Genomic DNA, 10,886 nt, shown 5'->3' on the forward strand with positions numbered 1-10,886 from the left:
GCCCGGGCAACCCGTACCTCCCCGAAACATGAGCGTCGTACGGTGGGCGCATGCGCGCAGAACTCACACTCGGCGCGGAGGAAGAGCTCCACCTGATCGATCTCGAGACGAAGCAGCTCTCCGCGCACGCACCCCAGGTGCTGGCGCGGTTGCCGAAGGACAACTTCTCGGCCGAGCTGCAGCGGACCACGGTCGAGACGAACACGCCGGTCGTCGACTCGCTCGACGGTCTGCGGGAGCAGCTCATCACCCTCCGCAAGGCCGTCATCGACGCCGCGGCGCCCGACGGCATCGGCATCGCCGCGGTCGGCACGGCCCCGCGATCCGAGCACAAGGACTTCGAGCTCACCAGCACCGGCCGCTACGGCCGCATGCAGGAGCAGTACCGGATGCTCGTGGACGAGCAGCTGATCTGCGGCACGCAGATCCATGTCGGTGTCTCCGATCGTGAGCTGGCGGTCCAGATCGCCCAGCGGATCGCGCGCGACCTCCCGGTGCTGCTCTCGGCGAGCGCGAGCAGTCCCTACTGGAACGGCCAGGACACGGGGTACGCGAGCATCCGCACGATCATCTGGCAGCGCTGGCCGAGCGCCGGGGCCACCGGTCCGCTCGCCTCCGCGGCCGAGTACGACCGCCTCCTCGACGACCTGATCGCCACCGGGGTCATCGCCGACTCCAAGATGGCCTACTTCGACGTCCGTCCCTCCTCCCACGCGCCCACGCTCGAGCTGCGCGTCTGCGACGCGATGCCGATCGTCGACGACGCCGTGCTGGTGGCGGGCCTGTTCCGCGGCCTCGTGCGCTCGGCCGAGCTCGACATCGAGGCGGGGCGCCCCTTCCGCTCGACCCCGCCTCCCATCCAGCGCGCGGCCACCTGGCAGGCCGCCCGCGGCGGACTCGCCGGATCGCTCCTGGACCACACCGAGCACCCCCGGCCCGTCCCGGCGGCCGAGGCGCTGCGCAGCATGATCGCGCGCCTGCAGCCGGCGCTCGAGGAGCTCGGCGACCTCGAGCAGGTGCGCGAGCTGGCCGAGGCGCTGATCGCCCGGGGCAACTCGGCCGACCGCCAGCGCGCGGTGTTCGCCGAGCACGGCACGCTCGACTCCGTGGTCGACGCGGTCGTGGCCGAGACCCACGGGCCGGCGAGCGGTCCGATCCTCCCGGCGCCGAGCCTGCGCACCTACCGCGTGCGGGCGGGCGACGAGGCGGTGGCGACCGGCGGACGCCCGCGCACCGCCTACCAGCCGATCCTCGAGCACTTCCGCGGCCTCGGCCCCGAGCGGCTCGGCGAGCTGCACGCCGCGCGCGATGCGACGGTGCTCGACGCGGGCATCTCCTTCCGACTCGACGGAGAGGACCGTCCGTTCCCGGTCGACCTCGTGCCGCGGGTTCTGCAGGCGCACGAGTGGAACGAGCTCGCCGCGGGGCTCGAGCAGCGCGCCCGCGCCCTGGAGTGCTTCCTGCAGGACGTCTACGGCGAGGGCCGAGCCGTCCGGGACGGCATCGTCCGCCGTCCGGCCGGCACCGCGGGCTGGCGCGAGGAGGCGACCCGCCTGCCGCGCGGCGTCGTGCGCGGACCGGTCATGGGCTTCGACCTCGTGCGCAACGAGTTCGGCGGCTGGCGCGTGCTGGAGGACAACCTCCGGAACCCCAGCGGCATGGCGTACGCCATGGGCATCCGCTCCCTGCTCGACGACGTCCTGCCCGACCTGCCCCGGCCGACCGGGCTGCTGGATCCCTCCGACACCCTCGCCGCACTGCGCCGCACCCTCGCGGCGGGCGCTCGGCGCACCGACGGCCGCGAGCCCGTCCTCGCACTGCTCTCGAGCGGAGCGGACAGCTCGGCCTGGTTCGAGCACCGCCGCCTGGCCGAGGGCGCGGGACTGCTGCTGCTCGAGCTCGGCGACCTCGAGGTCGCGGACGGGCGCGTGCTCGCCTCCGGCGCGCAGGTCGACGTGCTCTACCTGCGCCTGGACGACGAGCTGGCCGAGCTCCGCGTCGGCGACCGGCCGCTGGGCCGCGAGATCGTCGACGTCGCCGCCTCCGGAGGAGTGTTCCTCGCCAACGCGCCGGGCAACGGCATCGCCGACGACAAGGCGCTCTACTGCGCCGTGCCCGAGCTGATCGGCTACTACCTCGACGAGCGCCCGCTGCTCGAGTCCGTCCCCACCTACCGGCCCGAGGACGAGGCCGAGCGCCGCATCGTCCTCGAGCGGGTCGGCGAGCTGGTCACGAAGCCGGTCGACGGCTACGGCGGCCGCGGCGTCATGATCGGCCCGTCCGCTCCCGCCGCCCGCGTGGCCGAGCGCCGCGCGGCGATCGCCGCCGACCCGGAGGGCTGGGTCGCTCAGGAGGTCGTCCGCCTGTCGTCGCTGCCGTCGTTCTCGGGCACCGAGCTGCAGCCGCGGCACGTCGACCTGCGCGCCTTCGTCTTCGTCACGGGCACCGGAGCCGCCGACGTGCGCCTCGCGCCCCTCGCGCTGACCCGGGTCGCCGCCGAGGGCAGCATGATCGTCAACTCCTCGCGAGGCGGCGGCGCGAAGGACACCTGGATCGTGAGGGCCTGACATGTGCGGAGTGGCGGGCGAGATCCGGCTCGACGGCCGCCGGGCCGACGTGGAGGCGGTCGATCGGATGAGCGGCTGCCAGACGCACCGCGGCCCGGACGGCGACGGCCTGTGGGCGCGCGGCCCGGTCGCGCTGGCCCACCGCCGGCTCTCGATCATCGACCTGTCCGTCGCCGGCTCCCAGCCCATGATCGACTCCGCGCTCGGCCTCTCGATCGTCTTCAACGGCTGCATCTACAACTACGAGCAGCTGCGGACCGAGCTGGAGGGCCAGGGCCACCGCTTCTTCTCCCACTCCGACACCGAGGTGATCGGCAAGGCGTACGCCGAGTGGGGCGAGGACTGCGTCGACCGCTTCCTCGGCATGTTCGCCTTCGTGATCGTCGAGCACGAGTCCGGGCGCGTGGTGATGGCCCGCGACCGGCTCGGCATCAAGCCGCTGTACCTCGACGAGACGCGCGAGCGGATCCGCTTCGCCTCGACCGTGCAGGCGCTGCTGGCCGGCGGGGTCGCCGACACCTCGATCGACCGCACCGCTCTGATGCTCTACCTGAGCTTCCACTCCGTCGTCCCCGCGCCGCGGACGATGCTGGCCGGAGTGACGAAGCTGCCCCCGGCGACCGTCCGCGTGATCGAGCCCGACGGCACGAGCCGCGAGCGCGTCTACTGGGAGCCCGTCTTCACCCGCGACCCCGCGCGCGCCGACTGGTCGGAGCAGGACTGGCAGGAGGCGCTCATCGCGTCGTTCCGCACGGCGGTCGAGCGGCGGATGGTCGCCGACGTGCCGGTCGGCGTGCTGCTGTCCGGCGGCATCGACTCGAGCCTCGTGGTGGCGCTGCTGGCCGAGGCCGGTCAGACCGGGCTGCAGACCTTCTCGATCGGCTTCGACTCCGCGGGCGGCGAGTCGGGCGACGAGTTCGAGTACTCGACCCTGGTCGCGGAGCGCTTCGGCACCGACCACCACCGCATCCGGATCGACTCGTCGCGGCTGCTGCCCGGCATCGACGGCGCGATCGGAGCGATGAGCGAGCCGATGGTCTCGCACGACGCGGTCGCCTTCTACCTGCTGAGCCAGGACGTCTCGCAGCACGTGAAGGTGGTGCAGTCCGGCCAGGGCGCCGACGAGGTGCTCGGCGGCTACGACTGGTACCCGCCCCTGGCAGGGGTGCCGCGCGAGCGGGCGGCCCAGGCGTACGCGTCCGTCTTCTTCGACCGGGGCTTCCCGGAGCTCCAGGCGCTGCTGCGGCCGGAGTGGCGCGGCGAGGATGCGGCGACCGCGTTCATCGCCGAGCGCTTCGCCCGGCCCGGCGCCGACACCTCCGTCGACGCGGCGCTGCGCAACGACACCACGGTGATGCTCGTGGACGACCCGGTGAAGCGCGTCGACAACATGACGATGGCGTGGGGGCTCGAGGCCCGCGTGCCGTTCCTCGACCACGAGTTCGTCGAGCTGGTCGGGCGGATCCCGCCGGAGCTCAAGCTCGCCGACGGCGGCAAGGGAGTGCTCAAGCGCGCGGTCCGCGGCATCGTGCCGGACGAGGTCATCGATCGCACGAAGGGCTACTTCCCGGTGCCCGCCATCCGCCAGCTCGAGGGCCCGTACCTCGAGCGCGTGCGCGCGGCCCTGACCGACCCGTCCGCCCGGCGGCGCGGGATCTTCGACCCCGCCCTGGTCGACTCCCTGCTCGCCTCGCCCAACGAGACCCGCACGCGACTGGGCTCGAACGAGCTCTGGCAGCTCGCCCTGCTCGAGATGTGGCTGCAGGAGCACGGCGTCGGCTGACGCGGGCTGTTCGTCCCGCGTTCGCGTCCCGCGGAACACCGGCCCCGACCGGTGCCGGAGGATGGAGGGCATGACCTCCACCGCGACCTCCGGGCTCCTCGCCGCCGAGCAGCTCGGTCTCGACCTCGTGCACGCCTGGGGCAGCTGGGGCCCGTCGATGACTCCCGATGCCGCCCGCGCCGCCTTCATCAGCGATCGCGGAGGCGCCCCCGAGGTCTGGGTGCAGGACGTCGTCGTCGACGGCGAGCTGCCAGAGGCGCACTGCATCCGCTTCACGGAGGACCCGGTGCTCTCGGTCTCGTGGTCGGCCGACTCCGCCTGGCTCGCCTGCCTGGTCGCGACCGACGGCGGAGTGCGCACGCAGGTCTGGGTGGTCCGGCCCGACGGCTCCGATGCCAAGCGCATCGCCGGCTCGCGCGACGCGCACGCCGAGCTCGGGCCGTGGACCCGCAGCGGCCACCACGTCGTCGTCACCGTGCCGTCGGCCGAGCCGGAGCAGCCCACCCGGTCGTTCCTCGTCGATCCGGTCACCGCCGAGCGGCGCCCGCTCGTCGACGGCGATCTCATCTCGGTGCTCGACCTGTCGACGGAGGAGCGCCTCGTCGTGGTCCGCGACGGCCAGCGCGGCCACCAGTACTGCTCGGTCGTCGACCGGCTGACCGACGAGAACCACGCCCTCCTGCCCGATTCGGGCACCGGATCGACGGACGTCGCGTTCCTGCGCCCCGCACCCCTGAACGACAACGAGAGCCCGATCGTCGCCTATCTCGCGACCGACGTCGACCTGCCCCGGCGCCAGCTCGTCGCGATGCCGCTGGGCCCCGACGGCTGGCGCGGGCGCATCCGCCGTCTCGCCGCCCGCGACGACGCCGAGCTCGAGGGTCTGGACGCGGACGACGCGGGTCACCTGCTGATGCTGGTCTGGAACGTGGCCGGATCGAGCGAGATCGAGCTCTTCGACACCCTCACCGGCGAGCGCGTCCCCGTCACCGGGCTGCCCGGCCTTGTCGCCACGACCCCCGTGCTCTCCCGCGACGGCAGCTCGGTGGTGCTCGGCGTCGAGGGCCCGGAGCGGCCGCGCGAGCTGTGGCGGATGGACACCGCGACGCACGAGTGGTCGCGCATCACCCAGGTGCCGGCTCTGCCGGCCGCCCCGCTCGTCGTGCCCACGCTCGAGCGCTTCACGGGCCGCGACGGTCTGGCGCTCTCGGGCTGGCTGTACCGGGCTCCGGGCGTCGAGGGCCCCGGGCCGGCGATGCTCAGCCTGCACGGAGGGCCGGAGTCGCAGGAGCGGCCGACCTTCTCGGCGCAGCATCAGGCCGTGGCCGCCTCCGGGGTCTCGGTCTTCGCGCCGAACGTCCGCGGCTCCTCCGGCTTCGGCCGCGACTTCGTGCACGCCGACGACGTCGAGCGCCGGTACAGCGCGTTCGACGACGTGCTCGCGGCCGCCGACTTCCTGGTCGACTCCGGAGTCGCGGACCGCGCGCGCATCGCCGTCACGGGCCGCTCCTACGGCGGCTACCTGACGCTGGCGTCGCTCGCGTTCTCGCCGGGCGTCTTCGCGGCGGGAGTCGACATCTGCGGGATGTCGCACCTGCTCACCTTCTACCGCGACACCGAGCCGTGGATCGCCTCGGCCGCGGTGACGAAGTACGGGCACCCGGAGCACGACGCGGAGCTGCTCGAGGAGCTGTCGCCGCTGGGTCGCGCCTTCGCGATCGACGTGCCGCTGCTCGTCGTGCACGGCGAGCTCGACACGAACGTGCCGTTGGGGGAGGCGACGCAGATCGTGGCCGCCCTGGAGGCGCTGGATCGTCCGGTGTCGTTCCTCCAGCTCGACGGCGAGGGGCACGAGTACCGTCGCGCCGACTCGAAGGAGCTGCTGCTGCTGTCGCTCCTGCGCTTCCTGCACTCCTCGCTGGCGCCGACGGGCGAACCGCTCGCGACCGTCGCGAGCTGAGTCCGGGCGGGTCCGCGACCCCGGGGAGGCTCAGCTGCGCTCGAACTCCTCGGCGAAGGAGCCGTGGATGGGCCGGTCGGGGTCGTCGCCGACGGCGCGCGACGGATCGTCGATCTCGACCGCGCGCGCGAGGTCCGGGGCGGCCGCGGCCGGTCCTGCTCCGGCGCCCGCGAGGTCCTCGGGGATCCCGTCGAGCAGCTCCTCGGCGATCCGGCTCGACAGTCCGCTGCGCTCGCCCGGGCCCGGGTCGCCGCGGGGGTCCTCCGGCGCGTCGAGGGCCTCGTCGAGCCCCGAGGTCGTGCCCTCCGGTGCGTCGAGCCCGGAGGAACCGGGCCCCGATGTCGTGTCCTGCACCGCTCGCTCCTGCCTCGGGCGCCCCGATCACCCGGCGCGCTCCGTCCTGCGACGAGGATAGGACGCGGTGCGCCGATCAGTCGAGGAGCAGCCAGGTGTGGCCGTCGACCTGCACGCCTCCCACGGTCGCCGGTTCGTCGCCGATGTTGAGGGCGAGCCGGGCCGACTCGCCGCCCGGTCCCTCGGCGACCAGCAGCACCGAGGTGTTGGCCAGGTCGACCGCGCTCGTCCGCGCCTGCGCGAGCCACGGGTGCCGGCGCCGGAACGCGATCACCTCCTGGTGCGCTCGGTACGCCTCTCCGCCCGGCAGGTCGGCGGGATCCGCCGGGAACGCCGGACGGATCGCGTCGTCGCCGCCGATGCGCTCCTCCTTCACTCCGCGCAGGCCCCGCTCGTCGCCGGAGTAGATGCTGGGCACCCCGCCGACGAAGCCGAGCACCGCCACGGCGTGGCCGTGGTGCCGCTCGTCCGACACCGCGCTGGCGAGGCGGGTCACGTCGTGGTTGCCGATGAAGGTGAGGGGGAGGAAGGAGTCGAGGAACTCGCCGTGCCGTGTCAGCGACCAGGCGAGCTCGAACAGGTTGCGCTCCTCGAGCGAGTTGCGCACCGCCTTCCACAGCTCGTACTGGGTGACGGAGTCGAGGCCCGAGTCGCGCACGTAGCCGGAGTAGTCGCCGTGGATGACCTCGCCGACGAACCACGCATCGGGGAACCGCTCGCGCACCGGATCGATCGCCGCGCGCCAGGAGGCGGGTGCGACCGCGTAGGCGGCGTCGAGGCGCCAGCCGTCGATCCCGCGCTCGAGCCAGTGGGCGAGGACGGAGGAGACGTAGGCGGACACCTCGGGATTCGCGAGGTCGAGCTCGACGAGCGCGTCGTGCCCCTCGAAGACGTCGACGCGGAGCCCGTCGACCTCGCGGGCGGAGTCGCTGCGCGAGAACCGCGCGGCCGCCGCCGATCCGGGACCCGCCGCCACCGCCTCGCGCCACCAGGGGTGGTCGCGCCCGACGTGGTTGAACACGCCGTCGAAGAGCACCCGGATCCCGCGCTCGCGGCAGGCCGTGATGAGGGCGTCGAGGTCGCCCTCGTCGCCCAGCCGCGGGTCGACCCGGAAGTGGTCGACCGTGTCGTAGCCGTGCGTGCTCGAGGCGAAGACCGGGCCCAGCAGGAGGCCGTTGCAGCCGAGTGCGAGGAGGTCGTCGAGCCAGGGGAGGAGCGCCGGCAGCCGGTGCTGCACCTCCGCGGGCGCGTCGGCCGCCGAGGTCTCGGCGCCGGTGAACCCCAGCGGGTACACCTGCCACCAGATCGCCGTCGTGATCCAGTCGTTCGTCTGCGCCATCCCGGCCGCCTTCCCTGCGCGCTCGGGCACGCGTCGGGCCGAGTGTAGTGAGACGGACCGGTCGTGCCCGAGGGCTTGCGGCCGACCGCCGCCTCGCTCACGAGCGCAGCCCCGCGATCCAGCCGAGCAGATCGCCCGCGCCGCGGAGGGTTGCGGGCACGGTGACCGTCGCCACCGCGAGTGCGAGCCCGGCCGCCGCCGCGCCCGCCGCTCCGAGGCGGCGCTCCCCGGGCCGGAGGAGGGCGGCGACCGCGACGACGAGCGCCGCCGCGGCCACTCCCACCGACGGGAGCGCCCACACCGGGTGGACGGCCGAGGTCAGAGCGAGCAGGCCGAGCCCGACCGCGGTCACGCCCGGCTCGCGCGGTGACCGGAGGCGCCGGGCGAGCACCGCGGAGCGGAGGAAGGACGGCCGGGCGGGCGCCGAGGAGGCCGCGGACGAGGGAGCGAGGGGGAGGAGGGTGATCGACATGCGCCGATCCTGACCACCCGGACGGCCGGGTGGACCGCCCGATCGCGCATCGGTGGAGGAGCGCCCCGATCCGCGCCTGGGGAGGGCCCGAGGGGCTCCACGGGCCGCCGGACGGCCCGGATCAGCGTCGTTCCGGGCATCTGCGCCCCGGAATCACCTGCTTTGGCGGGTCGGGCTGGTAGGTTACCGACGGTCCGACCGGTTAGAGGGAGTCCGTCCCCGGCCGAGGACGATCCACAACCACCAGCTGTTCTCAACAGCGCGAACGTCCTGGGAGGACACTCCAATGGCTGACAAGTCGCTCAACCGCACCGAGCTCGTCGCGAAGATCGCCGCGGACTCCGGCCAGAGCCAGGCCGCCGTCAACGGCGTCCTCGACTCGCTCTTCTCGACCCTCGCCGACTCCGTCTCCAACGACGTGAAGGTCACCATCCCCGGCTGGATCGCCGTCGAGCGCACCTCCCGCGCCGCGCGCACCGGCCGCAACCCGCAGACCGGTGAGACCATCCAGATCGCGGCCGGCCACTCGGTCAAGGTCTCGGCCGGCACCAAGCTCAAGGCCGCTGCGAAGTAGCACCGGTTCTCCGACGAAGGCCCCGGCGTCCGCGCCGGGGCCTTCGTCGTCCCCGCGGCTGCCGATCAGCCGGGGAACGTAGGCTTGACGGGTGAATCGAACCGTCCGGATCGCGGGGCCCGCGCTGCTGCTCGTCGCAGCCGCGCTCGTCGCCCTCCTCGCGGCGCTCGCCTTCGGCCGCGGAGCCGCCGCGCCGCTCCTGAACGATCCCGGGCCCGTCGTCCGCTACGGCCTCCCGATCGCGAAGCTCGCGGTGAACCTCGGGGCGGCCGGCATGATCGGCGCGCTCGTGCTCTCCCTCTTCGCGCTGAGCCCGCGCTCGACGGCGGAAGCGGCGAAGGCGGCGAAGGCCTCTAAGACCGCGAAGCCCTCGAAGACGGCGGAGCCCGAGACGCCCGAGCAGCGCACCGAGTACTCCGTCGCCCTCGACGTCGCGGCCGCCGGCGCCGCCTTCTTCGCCGCCGCCGCGGCCGTCACCGGCTTCTTCACCTTCCTCAACGTCACGCAGACCCCGCTGAGCCTCGACCGCGACTTCGGCACGAAGCTCAGCTACTTCATCGGCAGCATCCCGGTCGGCCAGGCGTGGCTGACCACCACCCTGCTCGCCGCCGTCGTCACAGTGCTCTGCTTCGCCGTGCGCAACCAGACCGCGCTCGTCTTCGTCACCGCGATCGCGCTGCTCACCCTCCTGCCGATGGCGCAGCAGGGCCACGCCGCCGGCTCCGCCGGGCACGACGCCGCGGTCACTGCGCTGGGCCTGCACCTCGTCTTCGCCGCGATCTGGCTCGGCGGCCTCGTCACGGTCGTCGTGCTCCGACCGCTCCTCGACGGTCCGCGCCTGCTGCCCGTGATCCAGCGCTACTCCAGCCTCGCGCTCGTCAGCTTCGTGGTCGTCGCGGCGTCCGGCTACCTCAGCGCCGAGCTGCGTCTGGCGAGCTTCGGCAACCTCCTCACCGGCTACGGGATCCTCGTGATCGTGAAGGTCGCGGCGCTGATCGCCCTCGGCCTCTTCGGCCTGGTGCAGCGTCGGTTCCTGATCGAGCGGATGCGCTCCGCCGGCGGCGCGGGCGGCCGCAGCTTCTGGTGGCTGGTCGGTGCCGAGGTCGCCTTCATGGGCATCGCCTCCGGAGTCGCCGCCGCTCTCGCGCGGACCGCGACCCCGGTCGACCAGGTCGCCGCGAGCCAGCTGACCGACCCGACGCCCGCCCAGCTCCTCACCGGCGAGCCCCTGCCGCCCGTCGCAAGCGCCGTGAACTTCGTGACCCTGTGGAACGTCGATCTGATCTGGCTGCTCGTCACCGGCTTCGGCATCGCGTTCTACGTGGCCGGCGTGCTGCGCCTGCGCCGTCGGGGCGACTCCTGGCCCCTGCACCGCACGGTGCTCTGGATCGCGGGCATGCTCCTGCTGGCCTACATCACCAACGGCGGCGTGAACGTCTACGAGAAGTACCTGTTCAGCGCCCACATGCTCTCGCACATGGTGCTGACGATGGCGGTGCCGCTGCTGCTCGTGCCCGCCGCCCCGGTCACGCTGATCGCGCGGGCCGTCATCCGGCGCACCGACGGATCCCGCGGGCCGCGCGAGTGGGTGCTGCTGGCCGTGCACTCGCGCTTCGGCACGATCGTGTCGCACCCGATCGTCGCGGCCGTGCTCTTCGTCGGCTCGCTCTGGGCGTTCTACTACTCGCCGCTGTTCCGCTGGGCGACGACCGACCACATCGGCCACGAGTGGATGATCGTGCACTTCCTGATCACCGGCTACCTCTTCGTGAGCGTGCTGATCGGAGTCGATCCCAGCTCGCACCAGGTGCCGTACCCGATGCGCCTGCTGCTGCTG

General features: G+C 73.3%; 8 protein-coding genes. 5 read left to right on the forward strand and 3 right to left on the reverse strand.

Annotation, left to right across the window (positions count from 1 at the left end; genetic code table 11):
• The first annotated feature begins 50 nt into the window (after positions 1-50).
• The 3 genes from ASF46_RS02705 to ASF46_RS02715 all read left to right on the forward strand — a co-directional run bounded on the left by ASF46_RS02705 (position 51) and on the right by ASF46_RS02715 (position 6,310).
• Positions 51-2,567: a carboxylate--amine ligase/circularly permuted type 2 ATP-grasp protein gene (locus ASF46_RS02705; protein ID WP_056866318.1), complete on the forward strand. Its 2,517-nt coding sequence runs from the start codon at positions 51-53 to the stop codon at positions 2,565-2,567.
• A gap of 1 nt (position 2,568) precedes the next feature.
• Entirely contained in the window at positions 2,569-4,350 is a 1,782-nt protein-coding gene (locus ASF46_RS02710) for an N-acetylglutaminylglutamine amidotransferase (RefSeq protein ID WP_056866319.1), read from the forward strand.
• A 70-nt stretch (positions 4,351-4,420) separates the two neighbouring features.
• The gene (locus ASF46_RS02715; protein WP_157602171.1) at positions 4,421-6,310 is read left to right on the forward strand and encodes a prolyl oligopeptidase family serine peptidase; all 1,890 of its coding nucleotides are present in this window, start codon (positions 4,421-4,423) and stop codon (positions 6,308-6,310) included.
• Between the two features lie 30 nt (positions 6,311-6,340).
• On the opposite strand, the gene ASF46_RS02720 is transcribed toward ASF46_RS02715, so the two are convergent.
• The 3 genes from ASF46_RS02720 to ASF46_RS02730 all read right to left on the reverse strand — a co-directional run bounded on the left by ASF46_RS02720 (position 6,341) and on the right by ASF46_RS02730 (position 8,475).
• Positions 6,341-6,664, reverse strand: coding sequence for a hypothetical protein (locus ASF46_RS02720; protein ID WP_056866321.1), 324 nt, complete (start codon positions 6,662-6,664; stop codon positions 6,341-6,343).
• A 76-nt stretch (positions 6,665-6,740) separates the two neighbouring features.
• A complete protein-coding gene (locus tag ASF46_RS02725) occupies positions 6,741-8,003 on the reverse strand; it encodes an alpha-amylase family glycosyl hydrolase (protein WP_056866322.1) in 1,263 nt (420 codons plus the stop codon).
• 97 nt (positions 8,004-8,100) lie between these two features.
• Positions 8,101-8,475: a hypothetical protein gene (locus tag ASF46_RS02730; protein WP_056866323.1), complete on the reverse strand. Its 375-nt coding sequence runs from the start codon at positions 8,473-8,475 to the stop codon at positions 8,101-8,103.
• A gap of 286 nt (positions 8,476-8,761) precedes the next feature.
• Here ASF46_RS02730 and ASF46_RS02735 point away from each other — a divergent pair, with 286 nt between their 5' ends.
• Both ASF46_RS02735 and ASF46_RS02740 read left to right on the forward strand, forming a co-directional pair.
• Positions 8,762-9,049, forward strand: coding sequence for an HU family DNA-binding protein (locus tag ASF46_RS02735; RefSeq protein WP_055786347.1), 288 nt, complete (start codon positions 8,762-8,764; stop codon positions 9,047-9,049).
• A 91-nt stretch (positions 9,050-9,140) separates the two neighbouring features.
• Positions 9,141-10,886 (forward strand): cytochrome c oxidase assembly protein (locus ASF46_RS02740; RefSeq protein WP_235576833.1); only part of this gene is annotated, 1,746 nt, incomplete at its 3' end.

The sequence above is a fragment of the Rathayibacter sp. Leaf296 genome (assembly GCF_001423045.1).
GTDB classification, from domain to species: Bacteria; Actinomycetota; Actinomycetes; order Actinomycetales; family Microbacteriaceae; genus Rathayibacter; species Rathayibacter caricis.

What these genes read in the sequence shown, in the direction of transcription:
- ASF46_RS02705 (WP_056866318.1), top strand. Translation starts at nt 51, where the DNA reads ATGCGCGCAGAACTCACACTCGGCGCGGAGGAAGAGCTCCACCTGATC.
- ASF46_RS02710 (WP_056866319.1), top strand. Translation starts at nt 2,569, where the DNA reads ATGTGCGGAGTGGCGGGCGAGATCCGGCTCGACGGCCGCCGGGCCGAC.
- ASF46_RS02715 (WP_157602171.1), top strand. Translation starts at nt 4,421, where the DNA reads ATGACCTCCACCGCGACCTCCGGGCTCCTCGCCGCCGAGCAGCTCGGT.
- ASF46_RS02725 (WP_056866322.1), bottom strand. Translation starts at nt 8,003, where the DNA reads ATGGCGCAGACGAACGACTGGATCACGACGGCGATCTGGTGGCAGGTG.
- ASF46_RS02730 (WP_056866323.1), bottom strand. Translation starts at nt 8,475, where the DNA reads ATGTCGATCACCCTCCTCCCCCTCGCTCCCTCGTCCGCGGCCTCCTCG.
- ASF46_RS02735 (WP_055786347.1), top strand. Translation starts at nt 8,762, where the DNA reads ATGGCTGACAAGTCGCTCAACCGCACCGAGCTCGTCGCGAAGATCGCC.